This window comes from Arthrobacter sp. Cr_A7, from assembly GCF_029222765.1.
Classification (GTDB): Bacteria; Actinomycetota; Actinomycetes; order Actinomycetales; family Micrococcaceae; genus Arthrobacter.
In genome coordinates this window covers 1-24,102 of sequence record NZ_JARHXQ010000230.1, presented here as the reverse complement: position 1 = coordinate 24,102, position 24,102 = coordinate 1, and the positions used below count along the sequence as shown (strand labels likewise).

Here is a 24,102-nt window from a genome sequence, read left to right as displayed (position 1 = left end):
TTTTCGGGCTCGGCCTTGGCCACACCTCCGGCTGCCTTCTTCGACCCCCGGCGCTCAATCCAGACCGCAAGCCTGGAAACGAGGATGTTGATGGCGATGTAGATCGCAGCAGCAACGAAGAAGATGGGGAACAGGAACTGCGTGCCCAGGAAGTCCGCCATCACCTGCACGGCTCGCAGCAGCTCGCCGTACGCCACGATGTAGCCCAGCGAGGTGTCCTTCAGGAGCACTACCATCTGCGCCACCAAGGACGGCATCATGCGGCGGATTGCCTGCGGAAGTTCGATGAGCATCCGGGACTTGAAACTGGTCAGGCCAATGGCAAGGCCGGCTTCGCGCTGCCCGCGCGGCAGCGACTGGATGCCTGCCCGGATGATCTCGGCGAACACTGCCGAGTTGTAGAGCACCAGGCCGGTGACAACGGCAATGAACGGTGACGTGCCGAAGCCCAGCAGGACAAACAGCATCATCAGGACCACGGGCATGCCGCGGAGGAATTCCAGGACCACCCGGGTGGGGATCCGGATGATAGCCGCATCGGAGATGCGGAGCAGGCACAGCAGCAGCCCCAGCGGGAACGCGATGACCGCTGCCAGTGCAGCAGCAGACAGGGTGGCGCTCAGGCCGTTGGCCAGGAGCATCCAGACATCAGCTCGGGTGAAGATCTGCCAGCGCCGGCCTTCGAAAATCCCCTGCTGGGCGAGGGTCATGACAATCCATGCCAGCAAACCCAGGATCAGAACGGAACCTACGATCGAGCCGATCAGGGAGATCCGCCGGGCTTTGGGTCCCGGAACGTCGTAAAGGACTGAGCTCATCGGGCAATCGCCACCTTTCGTTCCACCGTGCTGGCAAGGATGCCGAGCGGAACGGTGAGGAGCAGATAAAAGAACGCGGTACCCAGCAGCACGGCGATGACGGCATCACCGTTGGCGTTGGCCAGCTGGCGGCCGTAGCCGAACAGTTCGAGGACAAAGAAGGCGCCGGCGACGGAAGAGTTCTTCACCAGGGCGATCAGGATGTTGATCAGCGGCGGGACCACCGTCCGCAGGGCCTGGGGGAGGATGATGAGGTTCAGGACCTGCCCGAAGTTCATGCCGATGCTGCGCGCGGCCTCGGCCTGCCCCACGGGAACACTGTTGACACCTGAGCGGACAGCTTCGGCGATGAACGCTGCGGTGTACGTGCTGAGGGCGATGATCGCGGCAATTTCAAACTGCTCAAACTTGACCCCGAGCCGGGGGAGGACGATCGCCGCGAAAAAGAAGGCAATGGTCAACGGGGTGTTCCGGAGAACCTCCACGTACACGGTGCTGAAGCCGCGCAGGGCTGCTACCGGGGACACCCTGGCGGCTGCCAGCAGCGTGCCAAGGACCAGTGCGATGATCCCGGAGACGGCTGACAGGAAGAGGGTGCGGAGAAAACCGTTCCAATACAGGGGCAGGTTTTCAAGGATGACGTCCATAGGATCCTTTGGCTTTGGGCGTGGACGGATTTAAAGGCTGAAAGCTGCCGGGGCCGGCCTACCGGCCCCGGCAGCTCCGGACTCACTTAGTAGCGGTCAATCTCGGGGAGCTCGGGTGCAGTCTTGATGACCGAACCTGCAGTGGCTTCCCAGGCCTCCTTGTAGGACCCGTCCTCTTCGAATGCCTCCAGCTGGTCGTTGATCCAGTTGCGGAATTCGGTGTCGTCCTTCTTCAGGCCGATGCCGTAGGGCTCCTTGGTGAAGGTTTCATCCGAGGCCAGCTTGAAGGCGTCCGGCTCCTTGTCCACAAAGCCGGCGAGGATCACGTTGTCAGTGGTGACAGCCTCCACCTGCTTGTTGCGCAGCGGCTCCAGGCAGGCTGAGTAGGTGGCGGCCGGCACCAGCTCTGCTTGGTACTTCTCCACGATGGTGGCGGCAGGGGTTGAACCGGTGACGGAGCAGACCTTCTTGCCCTTGACGTCCTCGGGGGTCTTGATTGAGTCGTTGTCCTTGTTAACCATCAGGGCCTGGCCGGCTTCGTAGTACGGGCCGGCGAAGCTGACAACCTGCTTGCGCTTGTCATTGATGGTGTACGTGGCGATGACCAGGTCAACCTTGCCCTGCTCGATGAAGGGTTCGCGGTTGGCCGAGACAGTCTCGGACCATTCGATCTTGTCGGCGGAAATTCCCAGCTTCGCCGCGATCAGCTTGCCGATTTCGACGTCGAAGCCTACGGGCTTGCCGTCCAGGCCCACCTGGCCGAACAGCGGCTGGTCGAACTTGGTGCCGATCTTGATGGTCCCGGCGGAGGAGAGCTTCTCCATGGTGCTGCCGGCGGCGAAGGTGGGTGCTGCTTCAACGGTGGGGTCGCTGCCGGTGCCGGTGTCGCCACCGCCACAGGCGCTCAGGGACAGGGCGATGGCAGCGGTAGCCGCCACGAAGAATGACTTCCGCCGGGTCATAAATGCCTTCATGACATTCCTTTCATTGGTGGCCGTGGGTCACGGCCTGGGTGCGAACTGAAGTGTGGTTGTTCGGTAAATCAGTGAAAGCGGTGCATCAGTGGGTGAGGAGCTTGGACAGGAAATCCTTGGCCCGGTCGCTCTTCGGGTTGGTGAAGAACTCCTCCGGGGTGGCGTCCTCGACGATCTGGCCGTCCGCCATGAAGACCACGCGGTCCGCGGCTTTGCGGGCGAAGCCCATCTCGTGGGTGACCACGATCATGGTCATGCCTTCCTTGGCGAGCTGGATCATCACGTCCAGGACCTCGTTGATCATTTCGGGGTCCAGCGCGGAGGTTGGCTCATCGAAGAGCATCACCTTGGGCTTCATCGCCAGGGCACGGGCGATCGCGACACGCTGCTGCTGGCCACCCGAGAGCTGGGCCGGCAGCTTGGGCGCCTGGTGGCCCACGCCCACCCGTTCGAGCAGCGCCATGGCGTCCTTGTCCGCGGCGGCCTTGGCCACGCCCTTGACCTTGATGGGGCCGAGCGTGACGTTTTCCAGGATGGTTTTGTGCGCGAAGAGGTTGAAAGACTGGAAAACCATTCCGACGTCGGCGCGGAGCTGGGCGAGTTCCTTGCCTTCCTCCGGAAGCACCTTCCCGTCGATCCTGATGGTTCCGCCCTCGATGGTTTCCAGGCGGTTGATGGCGCGGCACAGGGTGGACTTACCGGAGCCGGAAGGCCCGATGACCACAACAACCTCGCCCTTGCGGACCTGCAGATTGATGTCCTTCAAAACGTGCAGCTGGCCGTAGTGCTTATTTACGGCGTTCAGGGAGACGAGGGTATCGCCGGGCACATGAGTAGTCATAGGAAGAATCTAGCGAACTGCGGGCGGCTATGACGGGAATCACCCCAAGTTCCTGCGGATCGTGATTCAAGAGATACCTGCCGCGGGAGGTTAGCCTAGGTGAATGAGCATCAATGCAGATCCGGCCAAAAATTCCCAGCCGCGCCGTAAGGGGCCCCTTGAACTGCGCCGCAAACAGGCCGCCGTGGAAATGTCCGATCAGCATCTGCTCGATACCAAGGGCCCCGGCCAGTTCGTCCATACCGATCCGTGGCGGGTACTGCGGATCCAAAGCGAATTCGTCGAAGGTTTCGGCGCGCTGGCGGACATCGGCAAGGCTGTCAGCGTTTTCGGTTCGGCCCGCACCAAGCCCGGCAGCCCCTACTACGAGATGGGTGTTGAGGTGGGGCGGAAACTGGCGGAGGCCGGCGTCGCGGTCATCACCGGCGGCGGGCCGGGCTCCATGGAGGCAGCCAACCGCGGCACGGTGGAGGGCAACGGCATATCCGTTGGCCTGGGCATCGAGCTTCCCTTTGAACAGGGGCTGAACCAGTGGGTGGACCTGGGCATCAACTTCCGGTACTTTTTCGCCCGCAAAACCATGTTCGTCAAGTACGCCCAGGGGTTCATTGTGCTCCCCGGCGGCCTGGGAACGCTCGATGAGCTCTTCGAAGCCATGGTGCTCGTGCAGACCCGGAAGGTGACGTCGTTCCCCATCGTGCTTCTCGGCGTCGATTTCTGGGGCCCCATGATCGACTGGATCAGGGGAACCCTGGTAGCCGAGGGAATGGTCTCCGAAAAGGACCTGGACCTGATCCAGGTGGTTGACGATCCGGCCGAAGCGGTGGACCGTGTCCTCCATGGGGCCATCACCCCGTCCCTGAACGGGGAGCAGCGTCCGGAGTAGCGGCAGCGCCAGGTCTGGCACGATGGAGCAGTGAGCTTTTTTCTGGTTTTCCTCGCCATCGTGCTGGTAGGGGCGGTCTTGTGGGCCAGCCTGGGGCGGCGCCCCCGGAAGTCGGGCCACCGCCCGTTGCCGACCCTGCTGGACGGTGGCTTCGAGCAGCCGCCGGCCAACCTTCCCCCGGTGCTGCTTCCGGCCAACGCAGCTGCGGAGGATGTGGACCGCGTGCGCTTCTCGCTGGGCCTGCGCGGCTACCGGATGGACCAGGTGGACCAGGTCCTTGATGAACTGAGGGACCAGCTTGCTGCCAGGCAGCAGGAAGTGGACGAGCTGCGCGCCCGGCTGCTGGCCGTTGAGGAGCCGAACCAGGGCAGCCCCGGCGGAACGCGCGACGACGGAACCGCCGCGGCGCGCGACGGCGGGAATGCGGTGCCAGGGAAGAGCGGGCAGTGAGTACGGTGGCGCGCCGCCGGACGGGCTTTGCTACTGCCGCCCAGGCCTGGGCCGGGCAGGCCGGTTCCGCCTATCGCAGCTGGCCCTGGTGGGCACAGGTCACGGTCATCTACGCCGCGGCCCGGCTGGTCAGCGCCTGCATCTTCATGGCCGCCGCGCTCCACCAGGGCCCCAATCCCTGGTTCCCGGCCAGGCCCGACTACTGGAACTTCATCAACATCTGGGACGCGCGCTGGTACGGCGAGGTCATCGCCAACGGATACCCGTCAGAGCTCCCCACAGACGCTGCCGGCAACGTCCAGGAAAACGCCTGGGCCTTCTACCCCCTGTTTCCAGCCCTGGCGGGAGGCCTCAGCAGGCTGACGGGACTAATTCCTGCCGCCTCACTCACCCTCCTTGCGATGCTGGCCGGTTGGGGAGCGGCGCTGGTGGTTTACACCCTTTTCAGGCACAGGGTGTCCCACGTCCCGGCGCTGTGGGGCGTTGCCTTCTTCGCCACTTTCCCGGTCTCGGCCATACTGCAGGTTCCCTACGCGGAGTCACTGTCGCTCCTCCTGCTGGCGTCGGCCCTGCTCCTGGTGATGCGCCGGCATTACCTGTGGGCCATACCGGTGGTGGTGCTCCTGTGCCTCTCGCGTCCCATCGGCGTCCCTTTCGCCGCCATGCTCGGGCTCGTCCTGGTGTATCGCCTGCTGGAACGCCTCCGGAGCGGCGGCGCGGCTGGCCTGCCAGCCGGCAACCACACCTTCGGTGAAATGGCGGCACTTACCGGCCTGACCGCCGTCGCAGGCGTTTCCGCGCTGGCGTGGCCCGCCGCAGCGTGGGCCGCTACCGGCGACTTCCAGGCGTATACCAAAACCGAAACCGTGTGGCGGGGCCATGACCTGGTGCCGTTCAAACCGTGGTTCGATACCGGCGTCGACCTCTTCGGGCCGGTATTGGGACTGCTTGCGCCGTTCGTCTTTGTGGCCCTTTTCGGCCTGTTGCTGTTCCTGCCGCCCGTGGTGCGGCTCGGCGTCGAACTCCGCCTGTGGTGCGCCTGCTACATGGGGTACCTTTTGGCGTTCCTGCATCCGCAGACCAGTACGTTCCGTATGCTGCTGCCGCTGTTTCCGCTGGCACTGGGAGCCGTGCTGCTGTCCCGCTCGCGGGCCTACCGGGGCACGGTGGTGACCATGTTCCTGCTGCTGCAGATCGTGTGGATTGTGTGGTTGTGGGCCTGGGCGCAATTGCCGGGCGGCGGCGATTACCCGCCCTAGTTTTTTTGGACTTCCGTGCAGGTCAGGACAGGAATACCGGCCCGCCGAAAATGTCCATCGATTAGCTACGTGCGGGTAATTCCGCGATAATGGTAAGTAAGCAAGGACAAAAAGCATTCAGAATACGCGCAGCCTTGGCGGTGGAAACTACCGCCGCCATAGCGGCTTGATCGACATGCGGACACAGCCCGCCCGGGCTGATCAGTCCTGGGACAAAATGGAGGGGAATTCCTCATGGCGGCTATGAAACCACGCACCGGCGACGGCCCAATGGAAGTCACCAAGGAGGGCCGCAGCCTGATCATGCGCGTCCCGCTCGAAGGCGGCGGGCGTCTTGTGGTCGAACTGAACGCTGCCGAAGCGGCAAACCTCAAGGAATGCCTCGTCGGCGTTACCGAATAATCGTGAAAAGGACAGGGTCCGCAGCCGTGCTGCGGACCCTGTCCTTTATCTTGTGCTGCGGCGGTGGCTACTTCTTGACGGCGACCAGCAGGCCGTCTCCGGTGGGAAGCATGGCTGACGCGAGCCTGTCGTCGTCGCGGATCGCCTTGCCAACCTGGCGAAGGACCACCGTGGTGGCCTCGCGGCCGGCAGGGTTTGCCACTTTGTCTTTGTCGAGGGCGTCATTGATGATCAGCAGGCCGGCCCGCTTCAGGAGCCTAATGGCTTGCTCCACGTAGCCTGGCAGGCCGGGCTTGTCGGCATCGATGAACACCAGGTCATAGGCAGCATCCGTGAGCCGCGGCAGGACATCGCCTGCGCGGCCGGAAATGGTACGGGTACGGTTGGCTGGGCTCCCGGCCTCGGAAAAGGCCTCCCGCGCGGCCTTCAGGTGTTCCACGTCGACGTCGATGGTGGTGAGGACTGCCTGCGGGCCAAGCCCTCGGAGGAGGCACACGCCGGACACTCCCGCCCCCGTTCCAATCTCGACGGCGGTCTGCGCCTTGGACGCGGCAGCCAGGACCGTGAGCACGGCGCCTACTCCCGGTCCGATGGGGGTCACTCCCAGTTCGAAGGAACGCTCCCGGGCCCGAAGCATGACCTCATCCTCAGCGGGCAGATCTTCTGCATAGGACCAGCTGATGGACTTGTCGGCGCTCATGAATTTTCGCTTTCTGGGCGGGAGGGGGAGTGTCTTCTACAGCCTACTGTGTCCGGGGGAGCGGGCAGCGGAGGCGGGCTGTTGCGCCCACGGCTGAACTTTCCCGCAGTCAGGAAATTCCCAGCCAAATTTGAAATGATTATTATCCGCTCATCCAAAAGGTGATCGGCGCCGAATCAGAGATGTCAACAGTATCCGGGCGTTAGCAATTCCACGAGGGGAGTGGACGATGTCATCTTCAGTTGTGGCACCTGTCCCTGCAGTACATAATCCCGACGCTGAGTGGGTCCGTCCTACCTGGGAAGAAGTGGTCACCAACCATTCGGCAAAAGTGTACCGGCTGGCATACCGCCTGACCGGTAACAAGTACGACGCCGAGGACCTCACCCAGGAGGTGTTCGTCCGCGTCTTCCGCTCGCTCGAAAACTTCAAGCCCGGGACCCTGGACGGCTGGCTGCACCGCATCACCACCAACCTGTTCCTGGATCAGGCGCGGCGCAAAACGCGGATCCGGTTCGATGCCCTGGCCGAGGACGCGGAATCCCGCCTCCCCGGACGCGAACCGGGCCCCGAGCAGAGCTTCGAGCTGAACAACCTGGACCTGGATGTCCAGGCAGCACTGGAGGAACTCCCGCCGGACTTCCGGGCCGCCGTCGTCCTGTGCGACCTGGAAGGGTTGTCCTACGACGAGGTGGCGGAGGCCCTGGGCGTTAAGCTGGGAACCGTCCGCTCGCGCATCCACCGTGGACGGACCATGCTTCGGGAGAAGCTCGCCCACAGGGATCCACGTCCGCAGCAGGCGCGCCGCAAGCTTTCCATGCCGCGCATCGCGGGCATCCTCTGAACGGCGCATGAGGTCCCCGTTTCCCCTTGGCGGCAGGCACCAGCGAACCTCCAGCCATCTTGCCTCGTGCCATGAATGCGCTTCCGCCGTGCGCCGGGAGCGCCAGTACCTGGAGCGGCTCCGGGACGCCCCCATTCCGCCCGCCAGTGACGACCTGACCGCCCGGCTCCTGGCGCGCACATCGGAGCTGGCGGCAGAGCCCCGGCCTGCTGCCGTCCACCCCGCGAGGCCCCGGGCAGCGGTCCGTGTGTTGGCCATGACGGCCGGCGGCACGGTAGCGGCAGCCGGTGTGCTGGCCGTTGGCGCCTTTGCTGCAGCCGGTGATCCGCTCACCGGGACGGGCGCCTCAGCGGCGTTGTCGCCCGTTTCGTCGCAGACGCCGGCAGACGGGCGGGCCTTGAGCGCCGAACAGGTCAGCATGCTCCGCTCAGAAGGCTGGGCCTGCCCTGAACTCGAAGCCATGGGGTTCCATCTCGAGTCGGCACAAGCGGTGGTCATTGACGGCCAGCCGGCGGTCCATCTTCGGCTCTCGGACGGATCCCACTACGCCACCGTCACCGAACAGCACCCGCCGTCCCCGGGTGCTGGCGGCCGGCAGGACAACTTACTGCAGGTCCTGGGCTCCTCGCCGTGGTCTGCCACCTACCGGACCGCCGGCCGCACTTTTACCTACGAGTCCAACCTGCCGGCTGAACGCGCTGACGACGCCCTGCCCATCCTGCAGCGCCTGGCCAGCCAGGCCGGAGAGGGTGTCTCAGCCGGAGCGGGCGAAAGCAGCAGTGCGCCGGAGTCACTGGCCACCCGGCTGCAGCGCGGAATCAACAAGATCGTGGCCCGTTTTACCCAGTAATAAGGGTGGTTTCCGCCCGCGCGTGACGGGAATCGTCACTGGCAGCCCGGAGAGGGTAATCTTCCTAAAGTGTTTGGAATCAACGGCCCGGAGTTCTTTCTTCTGCTGCTCATCGGCATCCTGGTGATCGGCCCCCAGAGGCTGCCCGAATACACCCAGAAACTTGCGAACCTCGTGAAGGAAGTCCGGCGCATGGCCTCCGGCGCCCGCGAGCAGATCAAGGAAGAAGTGGGGATCGACATCGACGATGTCGACTGGAAGAAGTACGATCCCCGCCAGTACGATCCCCGGCGCATCATCAAGGAAGCGCTCCTCGACGACGATCCCAAGCCTGTCAGTGCAGGGGCGCCTGCCGCCGTCGCAGCTGTTTCCGGCGCAGCGGCCGTTGCCGCCGCGGATGCGGCTCCGGCAAGGCCACAGCGGGTGGTGCAGTCCCTGCCCGCCGGCGAAGCCGCTCCGTTCGACACCGAAGCCACCTGACCACACCGGGAAGCGGCACGGGGCGGGTCAGCGCGGCTGCAGACCCAGTTTCATTCCTGCCAGGCCGCGCGGGACGGCTGCGAGCCGGGCTGCAATTCCTGCCAGCGACTCCGCCGCGGGAGTCCCCGGCTGCCCGATGACAATCGGAACCCCGGCATCCCCGCCTTCACGGAGCTGGATGTCCAGCGGGATCTGTCCCAGCAGGGGAACGTCGGCGCCCACGGTTGCCGTCAACCTCTCGGTGAGTACCGCCCCGCCGCCGCTTCCGAACAGTTCCATCCGGCCGCCGTCGGGCATTTCCAGGTAGGACATGTTCTCGATCACGCCGGCCACTTTCTGGCCTGTCTGGGTGGCGATGGCACCTGCCCGTTCGGCGACGTCCGCGGCTGCGGCCTGCGGCGTGGTGACCACCAGGATTTCGGCCTTGGGAAGGAGCTGGGCCACCGAGATGGCAATGTCGCCCGTGCCCGGCGGAAGATCCAGGAACAGGGCATCCAGGTCCCCGAAATAGACATCCGTGAGGAACTGTTCAAGGGCCCGGTGGAGCATGGGTCCCCGCCAGGCCACGGGCTGGTTGCCGGTGACGAACATGCCGATGGAGATGACCTTCACGCCGTAGGCAACGGGCGGCAGGATCATGTCGTCCACGCGGGTTGGCGCCTGGGTGATGCCCATCAGGCCCGGAACGGAGAAGCCGTACACGTCCGCGTCCACGATGCCCACCCGCAGTCCCTGCGCGGCCAGGGCGCACGCCAGATTGACGGTGACCGAGGACTTGCCCACTCCGCCCTTGCCGCTGGCCACGGCGAAGACCTTGGTCAGGGAGTCGGGCTGGTTGAACGGGATGCCGCGCTGGCCGCCGGGGCCGCGGAGCTTCTCCTTGAGGGCGTCCCGCTGTGCCTGGGACATCACCTTCAGGTCGACGTCGACGGCGGTGACGCCCGGCACGGCGAAGAGGGCCTTTTCGGAGTCGGAGGTGATGGTGTCGCGGAGCGGGCAGCCCGCAATGGTGAGCAGCACCGCCAGCCTGACCCTGCCGTCGTCGGACACGCTGACGGAGTCCACCATCCCCAACTCGGTGATGGGGCGCCGGAGTTCAGGGTCGATGACAGTAGCGAGGGCGTTGTTGATGGCCTCGGCCAGCTGGGAGTTGACGATGGGGGTGCTCACTATCGGGTCCTGGGCTTACCTGTCTTGGGTGGAGTGGCCGGGCTTGACCCGGGGAATCTGCTGCGTGCGCGGGTTCCGCTGCCGGTCACGCTGTTCCCGGAGCTTGTCCTTGACCTTGTCCCGCGGGGACTCGTGGCTGCCGGGGCCGGAAGGGTCATGGGTCCTTAGCTCTTCCTGGGCCTCCAGCATGTCCTCCAGCAGCGACCGCAGCTCCGCCCGGACGTAGTCGCGGGTGGCCACCTCGCGCAGCGCGATCCGCAGCGAAGCGAGTTCCCGGGTGAGGTATTCGGTGTCCGAGAGGTTGCGTTCGGCGCGCTGGCGGTCCTGCTGCAGCGAAACGCGGTCCCGGTCATCCTGCCGGTTCTGTGCCAGCAGCAGCAGCGGCGCCGCGTACGAGGCCTGCAGGGACAGCATCAGGGTCAGCAGCGTAAAGCCGAGGTCGCGGGAGTCGAACTGCCACTCCAGCGGCGCGAAGGTGTTCCACGCCAGCCAGACCACAACGAATACCGTCATGTAGACCAGGAACTGCGGCGTGCCCATGAAGCGCGCGAAACCCTCCGTGGCGTGTCCGAAGGCGTCCGGGTCTGGGGAGAACTTGGGCAGGATCCGCTGGCGGCCGCTCAGGGGCGTGTCCAGGCTGCCCATGTTGTTCTTGGCCGCCCGGCCCGGGATCCGCTGGTTGGGGGTCTTCGGAGCGGTGTTGTCAGCCAATGCGGCCACCGAGCTTTCTTATCGGGGCTTCGCCATCATGGGCGCGCCAGTCATCCGGCAACAGATGATCAAGGACGTCATCAACAGTCACCGCCCCCACAAGGCGGCCGGTGTCATTGACCACCGGCAGGGAATTCAGGTTGTACGTGGCCAGGGTGCGGGCCACCTCGCTGATGTGTGCCTGGTCGGACAGCGGCTCCAGGTTCTTGTCCACCAGGTTCCCCAGCGGCTCGAACGGCGGGAACCTCAACAGCTGCTGGATGTGCACCACGCCCAGGAAACGCCCGGTGGGTGTTTCCAGCGGGGGCCGGGCAATAAAGATGGAGGAGGCAAGGGCCGGTGACAGTTCCTCACGGCGCACGTGGGCCAGGGCCTCGGCCACGGTTGCTTCCGGAGGCAGGATCACCGGGACCGGTGTCATCAGGCCGCCGGCGGTGTCCTCGTCGTATTCCAGGAGGCGCCGGACGTCCTCGGCACCCTCCGGCTCCATCAGCTGGAGCAGCTCCTCCGCCTGGGCGGAGGGGAGCTCGCCAAGGAGGTCGGCGGCGTCGTCCGGATCCATCTCCTCCAGCACGTCGGCGGCGCGCTGCACGTCCAGGGCGGAGAGGATCTCCACCTGGTCATCCTCCGGAAGCTCCTGGAGGACGTCGGCGAGCCTTTCGTCCTGCAGTTCGCTGGCCACCTCGAAACGGCGTTTGTCGCTCATTTCCTGAAGGGCCTCGGCAAAGTCGGCGGGCTTGAGGTCCTCGTGGTTGGCCACGAACTGGGTGGCGGCCTGAGGCTCGGTGCGCGGGCCCTGCAGGGCGTCGGCCCAGTCGATGATCAGGGTTTCGTTGCGGCGCAGCCGGCTGAGGGGAGAGAGGGAATGGCCACGGCGGACGAACAGCTTGCTGACGAACCAGTCGCGGGAGCGTGTCTGGTCCATGGCGATGTCTTCGATGGTGGCGTCACCGCTGCCGTCCCGCAGCGTCACGCGGCGGTCGAACATCTCGGCCACCACCAGCGTCTCCGCGCCGCGCTGCTCGAAACGGCGCAAATTGACCAGCCCCGTGCAAATGATCTGGGTCTGGTCGATGGAGGTGATGCGTGTCATGGGCACAAAGACGCGCTTTTTTCCCGGTACTTCCACCACGATGCCCACCACGTGGGGCGCGCCCTGGGTTCCGCGGGACAGCACAACAACATCGCGCAGCCGGCCCAGCCGGTCGCCCAGCGGGTCGAAGACGTCGAGGCCCAGCAGGCGGGCCACGAAGACGCGGGTAGGTGTTGTGCTCACCCCTACAGGCTACCGAGTCTGCTCTCTTTTAGCTGAATTCACAGGCAGCATCCATACGGATGGGCAAGAATGGGACCATGGCAAACATTTTTGGTGCTCCCAAGGCAGGTGGCCCCAACGGCATGGACGAAGCCAGGGCCGTTCCCACCGGCGACACCGTCGGCTCCTATACCTCTTACCTGGATGCCCAGAAAGCGGTGGATTACCTCGCGGACCAGCAGTTCCCGGTACACATGGTATCCATCGTGGGCAACGAACTGAAGATGGTTGAGCGGGTGACGGGGCGCCTGAGCTACCCCAGGGTGGCCCTTTCCGGCGCACTGAGCGGCATGTGGTTCGGCCTGTTCGTGGGTGTGCTGCTCTCGTTCTTCGCGCCCTCGCCGGGGTACTTCTCGATCCTCACGTCGGTGCTGATGGGCGCGGCGTTCTTTATGCTCTTCGGCATCGTCACCTATGCCATGCAGCGGGGCAAGCGGGATTTCACCTCCACCAGCCAAGTGGTTGCGACCAGTTACGACGTCGTGGTGTCGCCTGAGGCGGCGCACGAGGCCCGGCGGCTGCTGCATCAGCTGCCCATGAACCGCTCGGACGCGGCCGCGGGCAACGGCCCCTACACGCAGCGCGACTACCAGAACCAGCCGTTCCAGCAGAACCAGAACTACCAGCAGCCGGGCCAGGGCCCTGCCCGCCCGTCGGGCTGGAACGACCCCTACGGCCAGTCCTCGGGATCCTCCGCCCAGGACAGCGGCTACCCTGCTGCCGGCAGCCAGCAGCAGGGTGCCCAGCAGGACGGACAGAATACCGACGGCGGCCCGCGCCAGGAGCCGGTGCGCACGGTCCGTTACCCGGACCTGCCGGACGGCCGGCCCCAATACGGCGTCCGGTTGCCCCAGGAACCGGCTCCAGGGCAGGCCCAGCAGGGCGTGGACCAGCCCGGCGCCACCCAGGTGCCCGGCGGCAACGTGCCCGCCGCGGACGCCGACCGCGACGGAGACGGCCAGCAGGGGCCTGCCGGACCGCGCCAGTAGCCGTTACAGGAACACGCAAAAGCGGGACCACCGGGTACTTCCGGAGGTCCCGCTTTTTCGTTTGCCGAATCCCCTAAGCCGGGCGGACTGCCTGCCTACAGCGGGCTACGAGGCGGCGTCAGCCTCGCGGTAGATGCCGGCCATCCAGTCCTCAACCTCGTCCGCCTTGCGCGGCAGGGCGGCACTGAGGTTGACCGGTCCGTCGGCGGTCATCAGGATGTCGTCCTCGATCCGGACGCCGATTCCGCGGTATTCCTCGGGAATGGCCAGGTCCTCTTCCTTGAAGTAGAGGCCCGGCTCGATGGTGAACACCATGCCTTCTGTAAGGATGCCGTCCAGGTAGAGCTCCCGCTTTGCCTGAGCGCAGTCATGGACGTCCAGTCCCAGGTGGTGGCTGGTGCCGTGCGGCATCCAGCGGCGGTGCTGCTGGCCTTCGGGGCTGATGGCCTCCTCCACGCTGACCGGAAGGAGGCCCCATTCGGCGAGCCGCTCGGCCAGGACGGTGGTGGCGGCCGTGTGGATGTCCCGGAACTTCGTGCCGGGACGCGCCGCGGCGAAGCCGGCGTCGGCGGCGTCGAGGACTGCCTCATAGACTTTGCGCTGGACGTCGCTGAACACCCCGCTGGCCGGAAGGGTGCGCGTGATGTCAGCTGTGTAGAGGGAATCGACTTCCACGCCTGCGTCGAGCAGCAGGAGTTCGCCGGCACTGATTTTTCCGGTGTTGCGGGTCCAGTGCAGGACCGTGGCGTTGTTGCCGGATGCCGCGATGGTGTCGTAGCCCAGCTCGTTGCCCACTTCGCGGGCACGGGCGAAGAACGCGCCCTCAACCACCCGTTCGCCACGGGCGTGGGTCAGTGCCCGCGGCAGGACCTTCACCACTTCTTCGAAACCTTCAACGGTGGCGGCCACGGCGGTCTTCATCTGCTCGATTTCCCAGTCATCCTTGAGCAGGCGCAGCTCGGAGAGGGCTTCGCTGAGTTTTTCGTCGAGGGCATCCAGGACGCCCAGGTCCAGGTTGTCCGGATCCTTCGCCGTGTTGTAGCGCGCCGTGTCCACCAGCGCGTCGATGTTTTCGTCCACCTTGCGGACCAGCCGGATGGAGATGCCGCCGATCTCCGGGGCGCCCACGTTCTTGGTGATGGCCGTTTCCAGCTGGTCGATGTGGGCTGTGGCCAGGCCCAGGCGGGCCTCGAACTCGGCCAGGGTGGGCCGGCGCCCGATCCAGAACTCCCCGGAGCGCGCGTCTGCGTAGAACTGCTCGGTATCCCTGCCAGCCAGCGGCCGGAAGTAGAGCGTGGCACGGTGCTGCCCGCCGTCGTCGCCCTTTCCTTCCTCAACAGGCTCCATGATCAGCACGGCGTCCGGCTCGTGGTCCAGGCCGAGGCCGGTCAGGTGGGCGAAGCCGGAGTGGGGGCGGAACCGGTAATCGCAGTCGTTGGACCGGACCTTCAGCGGGCCGGCGGGGATGACCAGGCGCTCGCCTTTGAACTGGGTGGAGATGGCCTTCCGCCGGTTTGCGGCGTAGCCGGCCACGGCGTCGAGGCCGGGAAGCTCCTCGTTTGACGGCGCCCAGTTGCTGGCCATGAAGGCCTTGAAAGCGTCGGAACTGGGCCGCTGCGAGCGGTTGTTGACCCGCTCTTCCAGCGGCTGGGAAGCAGAGTTCGGGGTGTTATCGGCATGGTTCACGGCACCATCGTCTCACCAGCTTCCCGGCGATGCGAACGGGGCTTCCGGCGGGCCGGCAGCCCGTCTACTAGGCTGGACAGGTGAGGATCGACCTGCATGCCCACTCGAATGTCTCCGACGGCACGGAGAAACCCGCCGACGTCATGGCCTCCGCTGCCCGCGCCGGCCTGGACGTGGTGGCCCTGACCGACCATGACTCCACGGACGGCTGGGCGGAAGCGTCTGCCGCCGCTGCCGAGCACGGGGTGGCGCTGGTGCCCGGCATGGAGGTTTCCTGCCGGACCGGCGAAGGGATCAGTGTCCATCTCCTGAGCTACCTGCACGATCCCGCGCATGCGGGGCTGCTGGAGGAGATTACCAAGGCCAAGGATGCGCGGCTGACCCGCGCCGAGCGGATGGTCACGCTCCTTGCCGAGGACTACCCGCTCACGTGGGATGACGTCATCCACCATGTGGCTCCTGGTGCGACGCTCGGCCGCCCGCACATCGCCGACGCGCTGGTGGCCGCCGGTGTGGTGGAGGACCGCTCCGAGGCGTTCGCTTCCATCCTCACCTCGCGGTCGCGCTACTTCATCCAGCATTACGCGCCGGACCCCGCCACCGCCGTCGAACTGGTCCGTGCAGCCGGCGGAGTCCCGGTCTTCGCCCATCCGGTGGCATCCGCCCGGGGCAGGATCGTGGGGGAGCGCGTCTACCAGGAGATGATCGACGCCGGGTTGGCAGGGCTGGAAATCGACCACCGTGACAACCCGGAGGACGGCCGCGCGTTCCTGCGGCGGTTGGCGGCGAAGCATGACCTGCTGATCACCGGCTCCTCCGACTACCACGGCACGGGCAAGCCCAACCTGCTGGGGGAGAACCTGACGGCACCGGAGGTCCTGGCCCGGATCGAGGAGCTCGGCACGGGGACCGCCGTCGTCCGCCCCTGATCCTGCCCGGCTTCCCCAACTGGGTAGCGCCAACTGTCGTTATGGAGCTCCACAACGACAATTGGCGCTACCTAGTTGGGCTGGTGGGTCACGAAGGTGGCGTGGGCACCCAGCCGCTTGGCCATGATGTCCACGGCCGGCTGATTCTGGTCCACGCAGACGAACCTGCGCCCCAGCTTGGCGGCCACCGCGCCCAGGGTTCCGGAACCGGCGAAGAAGTCCAGGCACCAGTCGCCGGGCCGGCTTGAGGCGGCCACGACCCGGCGGACCAGCCCCTCCGGCTTCTGGGTGGGGTAGCCGGTTTTTTCCTTGCCGGTGGGGGAGACGATGGTGTGCCACCAGACGTCCGTGGGCAGCTTGCCCAGCTCGCGCTTGGCGGGGGTCACCAGGCCGGGGGCCATGTAGGGTTCCCGGTCCACCTCCGCGCTGTCGAAGTGGTACTTCGCGGGGTTCTTGACGTACACCAGGATGTTGTCGTGCTTCGTGGGCCAGCGGTTCTTGGCGCGGGCGCCGTAATCATAGGCCCAGATGATCTCGTTCAGGAAGCATTCCCGGCCAAAGATGGCATCCAGCATCACCTTGGCGTAGTGCACCTCGCGGTAGTCCAGGTGCAGGTACAGGGTGCCGTCCTCTGCCAGCAGGCGCCAGGCCTCCACGAGCCGCGGCTCCAGGAAGGACCAGTAGTCGCTGAACGCGTCGTCGTAGCGGTGCAGGGCACCCTTGATGGTGTCGTAGGAGCGGCCCTTGAAGCCCACCCGGTCCCCGCTGCCCTCGGCGTTGGCCACCATCCTGGTTTCCTGGCGCAGCTGCGGCCTGCCCGTGTTGAAGGGCGGATCGACGTAAATCAGTGTGAAGGCGCCGGCCGGCAGGGTGGGGAGGTACTCCGCGTTGTCCGCGTGCACCACCAGGCTGCCGCCGTCCGGCGCCCAAACAGTGTCAGTCATGAAGGCAGTTAGCCCTCGCTGCTGCCAGGCTGTGCGCCCTTGTCCGTGCCGGCAACCACTTCACCGTTGCGGCGGCGGGTACGGGTGCGGGTGCGGCGGGCGCGCGAGGGCTGCTCGCCGTCGGTCCCGGTTGGGGACTCGGCGGCAGGTGCGGAGGCTGCGGCAGGCTCGGAAGAACGACGGCGGCGCTCACCAGAGCGGGCGGCGGAATCGCCGCCGCGGCCACCTTCGCGGCCACCGGTCTTGCCTGAGCGCCCACGGCTGTCACGGTCCCGGCCGTCCCCGCTGCGGGGGCTGCGGCTGTTCTTCTTGCCGGTTTCGCCCAGGTCCTCCAGGACCTCGGCGTCGACGCCGGCCAGGGTGCGCTTGTCACGCGGCAGCCGGCCCTTGGTGCCCTCGGGGATATCCAGGTCCGTGTAGAGGTGCGGCGAGGAGGAGTACGTTTCGACGGGCTCGGGCACGCTCAGCCCCAGGGCCTTGTTGATCAGGCCCCAGCGCGGCATGTCGTCCCAGTCCACGAACGTCACGGCGGTGCCCTTGTTGCCGGCGCGGCCGGTGCGGCCAACCCGGTGCAGGTAGATCTTCTCGTCTTCCACGCACTGGTAGTTGATGACGTGGGTGACGTCCTCGACGTCGATGCCGCGGGCAGCAACGTCCGTCGCCACGAGCACGTCCACCTTGTTGTTGCGGAAGGCGCGCAGGGCCTGCTCACGGGCCCCCTGGCCAAGGTCGCCGTGGATGGCGGCAGCGGCGAACCCGCGGTCCACCAGCTCCTCGGCCACCTTCGCGGCGGTGCGCTTGGTCTTGGTGAAGATGATGGTGCGTCCCCGGCCCCTGGCCTGGAGGATGCGGGCCACCACTTCGGTCTTGTCCATGCTGTGTGCACGGTAGATGAGCTGGCGGATGTCCCGCTTGGTCAGGCCCTCGTCCTCGGGGTCCGCCGCACGGATGTGCGTTGGCTGCGTCATGTACCGGCGTGCCATGGCGATGACCGGGCCGGGCATGGTGGCGGAGAACAGCAGGGTCTGCCGCACGGCAGGGGTGCCGGCGATGAGGGTTTCCACGTCCGGCAGGAAGCCCAGGTCCAGCATCTCGTCGGCTTCGTCGAGCACAACAATCTTGACGTTCTTGAGGCTCAGGTGCTTCTGCTTGTAGAGGTCGATCAGGCGGCCGGGCGTGCCCACCACAACCTCCACGCCCTGCTTCAGGGCTTCCACCTGCGGCTCGTAGGCGCGGCCGCCGTAGATGGTGGTGATGCGGGCATTGCGCTTGCGGGATGCGGTCTGCAGGTCATTGGCCACCTGCACCGCGAGTTCGCGCGTGGGGACGATGACCAAGGCCTGCGGAGCGCCCGGAACGGCCAGCTTCGCGTAGCCGGGGTCGTCCTGCCCGACGACGCGCTGCAGCGCCGGGATGCCGAAGCCAAGGGTCTTGCCGGTACCGGTCTTGGCCTGTCCGATGATGTCGTGGCCGGACAGCGCCACGGGCAGGGTCATGGCCTGGATGGGGAAGGGGTGGGTGATGCCGGCGTCGGCCAGCGATTCCACGATGTCTTCGCGGACGTTGTAGTCGGCGAAGGACTTTTCCGCGATTTCGTGCGGCTTCTCATCGGAGATGATGGTTTCTTCGGGCTCGATGGTCTCGGTGCCGGTGTCGTCCGTCAGAAGCTGATGGGTATGCAATTCACTCACAGGGAGTTTCCTTATTCATTTGGGCAATGGCGCTGCCTGCTCAACGGGCCGGCCGGGAGGCTGATCCGGAGCACGCTCGGGCGCGCAAGCAATTCCAGTGGAAGCCGATCGCGGGCTATCTAAATGCTGGCACTGGTGACCAGCGGGCAAATCTCAAGATCGCGTAGGGGCGGGCTTGTTGGTTTCAAATCAAGGAAATCAACGACCGGGCATCCATATCTACTTCTCCAGTCTAGCCGTACACGGCCTAAATCCCGGTTTCGGCCCTGCCGCGCCCTGAAGCGTGGTGTCCACAGGGACTACTGCACCAGTTCGAAGTGGACCTCGCGGGTGGCAATATCGGAGGAAACCAGGCGCACGCGGACCTTGGTGCCGGACTCCAGTTCGCCGGCGCAACGGGCGGTCACCGCGGGCTCGGACACCTGGATGATCCCGGAACCGCCGTTGCCGTTCCCGTTCCTGCCGTTTCCGTTTTTTCCGTTGCCGTTTTGCGGCTTGGACCCGGAAATGACGATTGCGTCGAATTCCTGGCCGATGTGGTTGACCAGCAGCGCCGCCTCCACGGTGTCCAGGGCCATGCGCTCCATCCGGGACGCCAGCTGGTCGGAGCCTGCCATGATGTCGGGCAGCGACGGCAGCGCCTCGCGCGCCCATGCAGGGACGTTGCCGCCGTTGCTCAGGGCCTCGCAGATCACCAGCACGAAGCGGTCCACCAGCCGGCGCAGCGGAGCGGTGGTGTGGGCGTAGGAGGCACCGATGGCGGACTGCACCGCGTCTTCCGGGACCACACCGTCAAAGGCGGTGTAGGAGGCGCCCCTGAACAGCATTCCCGCCGAATGCATGATGGCCAGCTGCCGGGGATCGGTGGGGTCCAGGGTCCGCAGGTATTCGCCGTAGCTGACTTCCCCGTCCCAAGGTTTGCCCAGCACTTCGGTCTGCAGCCGGAAGTGGTTGAGGGAGCGTTCATCCGGCGCGGGCATGGTGCGCAGGATACCCACCCTCCCTGCCAGCATGAGCTGGGCGGCGGCCATGCCCGTCATCAGCGAAATCTGCGCGTTCCAGTCCTCCACGGGAAGCTGCGGGGCGGCGGCGATGCGGTAGCCGCCGTCGGGAAGCTGGACGATCTCCTGTTCCGGCATGTTCAGGCTGGCGCCTTCACGGGCACGTTCCAGCTCCACGCGCTTGAGGCCAACCTCTTTGAGCAGCTGCAGTACGGGGGTTGCGTTGCCCGAATCCAGCTCAGCCTGCGCCCCCTTGTAGCTGAGCTTGGCCCGGCTGCGCATGCGCGCCCGCTTCACGGCGACGGAGGTGACTTCGGCGTCGCTGTCCAGCCGGAAATCCCAGACAAAGGCGGAACAGTCCTGCCCCGGCAGCAGGCTCCCGGCTCCCTCGCTGATGACTTCCGGATGCAGCGGAATCCGGCCGTCAGGGGCATAGAACGTCTGGCCGCGGCGCCGTGTTTCGGCGTCCAGGGGCCCGCCGGGCGTCACGAAGGAGGGAACATCGGCGATGGCGTACAGCACGTGGTACCCATCGCCGTCGGCCTCGATGAACAGGGCCTGGTCCAAATCCGTGGACGATGCAGGATCGATGGTGATAAACCCGACCCCGGTGAGGTCATAGGCCGGCAGCTGCAAGGCCGCGACGGCCGCTTCGGCATCCCTGACTGCGTGTACGGGGTATGGGCCGGGCAGTTCCAGTTCGGTCCGCAGGGCACCCAGGGCTTCCTCGAGGGCATTGTTGTGCTCGTGGACGTTGGGAGCCAGCCGATGATGTGACACGAAAATCAGCCTAGCCCGAAGAACCCCGATTTTGCATGGCATTGACGCCGCACGGGGCTGCGCCGTGTTGCGGCGTCTTTAGGGTGTGGCCCCGTCCAAGGCAGCGAGAAGGGCGGCGGCAGCGGCGGCAGGGTCATCGGCTTCCGTGATGGCACGCACCACAACGATCCGGCTCGCTCCTGCTTCCACAACCTGGTCCACATTGGAGTGGTCGATGCCGCCGATGGCGAACCAGGGCACCCCGCTCCCGGCCTCGGCCGAGGCTTCGGCGGCGTACTTCACCAGGTCCAGCCCGACGGCGGCCCTGCCGGGTTTGGTGGGCGTGGCCCAGACCGGTCCGACGCAGAAGTAGTCAAGCGCGGACGGTCCGGCTGCGGCAGCGAGGGCGGCGTCCACCTGCCCGGGGGCATGGCTGGAAAGCCCGATGGCGGCGTTGCCGTTGAGCAGGGTGCGGGCTGCATCCAACGGAAGGTCCTTCTGACCGATGTGGAACACCGGCGCACCGGACAACACGGCGATGTCCGCCCGGTCATTCACAGCCCACAGCCGGCCATGGCGCTGCGCCGCTTCCTTCAAAACCGCCAGCAGCTCCAGCTCCTCGGCCGCCTCGATGGCCTTGTCCCGCAACTGGATGATGTCCACGCCGCCGGCAAAGGCAGCATCCACGAACTGCCCGAAGTCCCCGCGGTCCCGGCGGGCATCAGTGCAGAGGTAAAGCCGGGCGCTGTTCAGGCCTGCAGTGCCTTCGGCATGGGTAAAGGCATCGGCGGCGGGGACTGCGGCAGCGGGGGCAGGGGACTGGGACACATTCATGGCTGCAAGCCTAGTTCCTCTACACTGGCCTCGTACTGCGGGAGCCCGCGGCAGCTGTCATAAAGCGCCGGGCTGAGAGGGCGTCAGAGCCGACCGCTTGACCTGATCCGGTTAATGCCGGCGTAGGGAAGGAGACACATGAGCACCCCAAACGTTGCCCCGCCCGGGGCTTCCTCCGGCGCCACCCGTGCCGACGTGGCCGTGATTGGCGGCGGAGTGGTTGGGCATGCCATCGCCTGGGAGGCGAGGCGTTCCGGACGGTCCGTCGTGCTGATCGATGACGCGCCCGGAGCCGGGGCCAGCTGGGCGGCTGCCGGAATGCTGGCGCCGGTGAGCGAGCTGCACTACCAGGAGGAGGACCTCCTGGAGCTCATGCTTGCCTCCTCCGCCCGGTGGCCGGGCTTTGCCGCGGAACTGGCCGCCGCTTCCGGCGAAAGTCCCGGGTACCTCACGACGCCGACGCTCGCCGTGGGTGCCGATGCTGCCGACCGCCGCGCCCTGATGGATTTGCGCGGGGTGCAGCAGGCCAGCGGCCTGTCCGTGGAGCCGTTGACTGTCAGGGAGGCCCGACGCCGGGAACCGCTGCTCAGCCCTGCCATCGCCTGCGCACTGGACACTCCCGCGGACCACCAGGTGGATCCCCGGCGCCTGGTGTCCTGCCTGCGGCGCGCGCTCGCCGCGCATGGCTCCGCCGTCGAAAGTAATGGAACAGACGTGGCGGGGGCCATCGACGGCTACGCCGTGCCGGACCGGGCCGCCGGGCTGGTCTGGGCGGACGGGGCAGTGGCCGGGGCCCTGCTCGCAGGCGGCGGCACGGTCCTGGCCCGCGAAACGATCGTTGCCAACGGCCTGGATGCCGCAGCCCTGGCGGGCCTGCCCGACGGCCTGCAGCTGCCGCTGCGGCCGGTGTATGGGGATATCCTGCGCCTGGCAGTGCCCCGACACCTCCAGCCGCTGGTGACCTCAACCGTCCGCGGGCTGGTCCACGGCGTCCCCGTGTATATCGTCCCGCGGCAGGACGGGACGGTGGTGATCGGAGCCACCCAGCGTGAGGATGCCCTTGCCGCAACACAAAGCGCACCGGCGGCCGGTGCCCGGGCTGCAGCGGGCGCTGTATCAGCAGGCGGGGTCTACCAGCTCCTCCGCGATGCCCAGGTCCTGGTGCCCGCCGTCGCCGAACTCGAACTGCTGGAATGCACAGCACGGGCGCGGCCCGGCACCCCGGACAACGCCCCGCTGCTGGGCCGGGTGCCGCTGGCCGGCGATCCGGCAGCCGGGGAATCCGCACACGTTGCGGGACTGATCATTGCCACCGGATTCTTCCGGCACGGCGTCCTCCTGGCCCCCGCAGCGGCGGCCATCTGCCGGGACCTTCTGGACGGCACGGCGGACGTCCGCTGGCAACCGTTCAACCCGGGCCGGTTTTCCGTGCGAGAACCGGCCGCCACCATCTTCAACATCAAGGAGACAGCATGAACATCACCCTGAACGGACAACAACATACGGTGGCTGACGGGGCCTCCATCACCATGCTCGTCAGCCAGGTCACCGGCCGCCCGCTCGCCGCTGATGGCCAGGCCCGCGACGGCGGCAAACTCGGCGTGGCGGTGGCGCACAACGCGCAGGTAGTACCCCGGAGCCAATGGTTCGCAACAGCGCTCGCCGACGGAGACGACGTCGAGCTCGTCACGGCAGTGCAGGGAGGCTGAGACCATGACCGAAACCACCACCATCACACCGGCCGGCGCCTCCGGCATGGACGACACACTGGTCATTGACGGCGTACCCCTGGCATCGCGGCTCATCATGGGCACCGGCGGCGCCCCAAGCCTGGACGGCCTCGGAGCCGCGCTCCTGGCATCCGGGACAGCACTGACCACCGTGGCCATGCGCCGCTATTCGACCGCGGAAACGGGCTCGCTTTTCCAGCTGCTCGTGGACCACGGCATCCGGGTCCTCCCCAACACCGCCGGCTGTTTCACGGCCCGTGATGCGGTCCTCACCGCCGAACTGGCCCGCGAGGCACTGGAAACCGACTGGGTGAAGCTTGAGGTCATCGCCGATGAGCACACCCTCCTCCCGGACGCCGTGGAACTGGTGGACGCCACCGAACAGCTGGTCAACCGCGGGTTCAAGGTGTTTGCGTACACCAACGATGATCCGGTCCTGGCGCTTCGCCTGGAAAACCTGGGTGCCACCGCGGTCATGCCCCTGGGATCACCCATCGGCACCGGGCTGGGGATCCTGAATCCGCACAACATCGAGCTCATCGTGTCCCGCGCCTCCGTCCCGGTGGTGCTCGATGCAGGCATCGGAACGGCGTCGGATGCCGCCCTTGCCATGGAGCTTGGCTGTGACGCCGTGCTGCTGGCCACCGCGGTGACCCGGGCGCAGAACCCGGCGCTGATGGGGGAGGCCTTCAAACACGCTGTCATCGCCGGTAGGCTGGCGAAAGCGGCCGGTCGGATACCGCGCCGCGAGCACGCGCTGGCGTCGTCGGCGATGGAGGGCCGGGCCGAGTTCCTGTAGGGCCTGCTCCTTCGGACCGGCCGGCGCCCTGATGCAAGGAGCAGCAGTGGCCGCCAAAGACGCCCTTCCCCGGGAACGCATCGACGAAGCACTCACCGGACTGCCGGACTGGCGTTTCAGCGACGGCGGCCTGGTCACCGTCTTCAAGACGCCGACGGCGGCTGCCGCACTCGAGGTGATTGCCGCCGTCGGACGCCTCGCCGAGGAACAAAACCACCATCCGGACCTCGACTGGCGCTACAACCGCGTCTTCATCCGGTACACCTCGCACGACGCCGGAGGGCAGGTGACCGGGCGGGACCTCACCGCGGCCGCCGGGGCAAGCGACGCCGCGGCAGCGGCCGGGGCTGTGGCCGAGCCTTCGAAATACGCGCCGGACCATTAGGCGGCCGC

General features: G+C 66.5%; 26 protein-coding genes and 1 riboswitch. Of the genes, 13 read left to right on the top strand and 13 right to left on the bottom strand.

Annotated features, from left to right (window positions below; all coding sequences use genetic code 11):
* The 4 genes from P2Q66_RS13845 to P2Q66_RS13830 all read right to left on the bottom strand — a co-directional run.
* Positions 1-818, bottom strand: an 818-nt coding sequence (locus tag P2Q66_RS13845) for an ABC transporter permease subunit (RefSeq protein WP_275728981.1), incomplete at its 3' end; no start/stop codon positions are given.
* Entirely contained in the window at positions 815-1,465 is a 651-nt protein-coding gene (locus P2Q66_RS13840) for an amino acid ABC transporter permease (protein WP_275728979.1), read from the bottom strand. The genes P2Q66_RS13840 and P2Q66_RS13845, both read right to left, overlap by 4 nt.
* A gap of 86 nt (positions 1,466-1,551) precedes the next feature.
* On the bottom strand, positions 1,552-2,439 hold the full coding sequence (locus tag P2Q66_RS13835; RefSeq protein WP_275728977.1) for a glutamate ABC transporter substrate-binding protein: 888 nt from the start codon (positions 2,437-2,439) through the stop codon (positions 1,552-1,554).
* An 85-nt stretch (positions 2,440-2,524) separates the two neighbouring features.
* Positions 2,525-3,280 (bottom strand): amino acid ABC transporter ATP-binding protein, encoded by a 756-nt coding sequence (locus P2Q66_RS13830; RefSeq protein ID WP_275728976.1) that lies wholly within the window; start codon positions 3,278-3,280, stop codon positions 2,525-2,527.
* Between the two features lie 103 nt (positions 3,281-3,383).
* Here P2Q66_RS13830 and P2Q66_RS13825 point away from each other — a divergent pair, with 103 nt between their 5' ends.
* The 4 genes from P2Q66_RS13825 (at position 3,384) to P2Q66_RS13810 (ending at position 6,277) form a co-directional block, all read left to right on the top strand.
* Complete coding sequence (locus P2Q66_RS13825) at positions 3,384-4,166, top strand: TIGR00730 family Rossman fold protein (protein WP_079597325.1); 783 nt, start codon at positions 3,384-3,386, stop codon at positions 4,164-4,166.
* 30 nt (positions 4,167-4,196) lie between these two features.
* Positions 4,197-4,616 carry a DivIVA domain-containing protein gene (locus P2Q66_RS13820; RefSeq protein WP_079597324.1) on the top strand — a complete coding sequence of 140 codons (420 nt, stop codon included), beginning with the start codon at positions 4,197-4,199 and terminating at the stop codon, positions 4,614-4,616.
* Entirely contained in the window at positions 4,613-5,875 is a 1,263-nt protein-coding gene (locus tag P2Q66_RS13815; protein ID WP_079597323.1) for a hypothetical protein, read from the top strand. Before P2Q66_RS13820 ends, P2Q66_RS13815 begins: the two co-directional genes overlap by 4 nt.
* A 234-nt stretch (positions 5,876-6,109) precedes the next feature.
* Positions 6,110-6,277, top strand: a complete 168-nt coding sequence (locus tag P2Q66_RS13810; protein WP_009357720.1) for a DUF3117 domain-containing protein — start codon at positions 6,110-6,112, stop codon at positions 6,275-6,277.
* A gap of 67 nt (positions 6,278-6,344) precedes the next feature.
* Here P2Q66_RS13810 and P2Q66_RS13805 read toward each other — a convergent pair whose 3' ends face one another.
* A complete protein-coding gene (locus P2Q66_RS13805) occupies positions 6,345-6,977 on the bottom strand; it encodes an O-methyltransferase (protein WP_079597322.1) in 633 nt (210 codons plus the stop codon).
* A gap of 229 nt (positions 6,978-7,206) precedes the next feature.
* On the opposite strand from P2Q66_RS13805, the gene sigE reads away from it, so the two are divergent.
* The 3 genes from sigE (at position 7,207) to P2Q66_RS13790 (ending at position 9,151) form a co-directional block, all read left to right on the top strand.
* The gene (gene sigE, locus P2Q66_RS13800) at positions 7,207-7,821 is read left to right on the top strand and encodes an RNA polymerase sigma factor SigE (RefSeq protein WP_079597321.1); all 615 of its coding nucleotides are present in this window, start codon (positions 7,207-7,209) and stop codon (positions 7,819-7,821) included.
* A gap of 88 nt (positions 7,822-7,909) precedes the next feature.
* Positions 7,910-8,671, top strand: coding sequence for an anti-sigma factor (locus P2Q66_RS13795; RefSeq protein WP_079597320.1), 762 nt, complete (start codon positions 7,910-7,912; stop codon positions 8,669-8,671).
* A 69-nt stretch (positions 8,672-8,740) separates the two neighbouring features.
* Complete coding sequence (locus P2Q66_RS13790; protein WP_079597319.1) at positions 8,741-9,151, top strand: hypothetical protein; 411 nt, start codon at positions 8,741-8,743, stop codon at positions 9,149-9,151.
* 27 nt (positions 9,152-9,178) lie between these two features.
* Here the strand turns inward: P2Q66_RS13790 and P2Q66_RS13785 are convergent, their stop codons facing one another.
* From P2Q66_RS13785 to P2Q66_RS13775, 3 genes are read right to left on the bottom strand one after another with little or no spacing between them, the layout of a single operon-like run.
* Complete coding sequence (locus tag P2Q66_RS13785; RefSeq protein WP_079597318.1) at positions 9,179-10,321, bottom strand: Mrp/NBP35 family ATP-binding protein; 1,143 nt, start codon at positions 10,319-10,321, stop codon at positions 9,179-9,181.
* Between the two features lie 15 nt (positions 10,322-10,336).
* Positions 10,337-11,041 carry a DUF1003 domain-containing protein gene (locus P2Q66_RS13780; RefSeq protein WP_104443484.1) on the bottom strand — a complete coding sequence of 235 codons (705 nt, stop codon included), beginning with the start codon at positions 11,039-11,041 and terminating at the stop codon, positions 10,337-10,339.
* Positions 11,025-12,308: a CBS domain-containing protein gene (locus P2Q66_RS13775; protein ID WP_079597317.1), complete on the bottom strand. Its 1,284-nt coding sequence runs from the start codon at positions 12,306-12,308 to the stop codon at positions 11,025-11,027. Before P2Q66_RS13775 ends, P2Q66_RS13780 begins: the two co-directional genes overlap by 17 nt.
* A 77-nt stretch (positions 12,309-12,385) precedes the next feature.
* Here P2Q66_RS13775 and P2Q66_RS13770 point away from each other — a divergent pair, with 77 nt between their 5' ends.
* Positions 12,386-13,336: a general stress protein gene (locus tag P2Q66_RS13770; RefSeq protein ID WP_079597316.1), complete on the top strand. Its 951-nt coding sequence runs from the start codon at positions 12,386-12,388 to the stop codon at positions 13,334-13,336.
* Positions 13,337-13,441: 105 nt separating this feature from the next.
* Here the strand turns inward: P2Q66_RS13770 and P2Q66_RS13765 are convergent, their stop codons facing one another.
* A complete protein-coding gene (locus P2Q66_RS13765) occupies positions 13,442-15,022 on the bottom strand; it encodes an aminopeptidase P family protein (RefSeq protein ID WP_079597315.1) in 1,581 nt (526 codons plus the stop codon).
* An 80-nt stretch (positions 15,023-15,102) separates the two neighbouring features.
* Here P2Q66_RS13765 and P2Q66_RS13760 point away from each other — a divergent pair, with 80 nt between their 5' ends.
* A complete protein-coding gene (locus P2Q66_RS13760; RefSeq protein ID WP_079597314.1) occupies positions 15,103-15,951 on the top strand; it encodes a PHP domain-containing protein in 849 nt (282 codons plus the stop codon).
* Positions 15,952-16,022: 71 nt separating this feature from the next.
* Here P2Q66_RS13760 and P2Q66_RS13755 read toward each other — a convergent pair whose 3' ends face one another.
* From P2Q66_RS13755 to thiE, 4 genes are all read right to left on the bottom strand, one after another.
* Entirely contained in the window at positions 16,023-16,895 is an 873-nt protein-coding gene (locus tag P2Q66_RS13755) for a site-specific DNA-methyltransferase (protein WP_079597313.1), read from the bottom strand.
* Positions 16,896-16,903: 8 nt separating this feature from the next.
* Positions 16,904-18,586 carry a DEAD/DEAH box helicase gene (locus P2Q66_RS13750; RefSeq protein WP_275728959.1) on the bottom strand — a complete coding sequence of 561 codons (1,683 nt, stop codon included), beginning with the start codon at positions 18,584-18,586 and terminating at the stop codon, positions 16,904-16,906.
* Positions 18,587-18,885: 299 nt separating this feature from the next.
* Positions 18,886-20,367, bottom strand: a complete 1,482-nt coding sequence (locus tag P2Q66_RS13745; protein WP_275728956.1) for an RNB domain-containing ribonuclease — start codon at positions 20,365-20,367, stop codon at positions 18,886-18,888.
* A gap of 78 nt (positions 20,368-20,445) precedes the next feature.
* Positions 20,446-21,180, bottom strand: a complete 735-nt coding sequence (gene thiE / locus P2Q66_RS13740; RefSeq protein ID WP_115525123.1) for a thiamine phosphate synthase — start codon at positions 21,178-21,180, stop codon at positions 20,446-20,448.
* 27 nt (positions 21,181-21,207) lie between these two features.
* Positions 21,208-21,326, top strand: a riboswitch (TPP riboswitch).
* Here thiE and thiO point away from each other — a divergent pair.
* From thiO to P2Q66_RS13720, 4 genes are all read left to right on the top strand, one after another.
* Positions 21,319-22,656 carry a glycine oxidase ThiO gene (gene thiO / locus P2Q66_RS13735; RefSeq protein ID WP_275728953.1) on the top strand — a complete coding sequence of 446 codons (1,338 nt, stop codon included), beginning with the start codon at positions 21,319-21,321 and terminating at the stop codon, positions 22,654-22,656. It overlaps the preceding riboswitch by 8 nt.
* On the top strand, positions 22,653-22,889 hold the full coding sequence (gene thiS / locus P2Q66_RS13730; RefSeq protein ID WP_079597308.1) for a sulfur carrier protein ThiS: 237 nt from the start codon (positions 22,653-22,655) through the stop codon (positions 22,887-22,889). The genes thiO and thiS overlap by 4 nt, the downstream gene beginning before the upstream one ends.
* 4 nt (positions 22,890-22,893) lie before the next feature.
* A complete protein-coding gene (locus P2Q66_RS13725; protein WP_275728949.1) occupies positions 22,894-23,709 on the top strand; it encodes a thiazole synthase in 816 nt (271 codons plus the stop codon).
* Positions 23,710-23,755: 46 nt separating this feature from the next.
* Positions 23,756-24,094: a 4a-hydroxytetrahydrobiopterin dehydratase gene (locus tag P2Q66_RS13720; RefSeq protein ID WP_275728946.1), complete on the top strand. Its 339-nt coding sequence runs from the start codon at positions 23,756-23,758 to the stop codon at positions 24,092-24,094.
* Positions 24,095-24,102 lie beyond the last annotated feature (8 nt).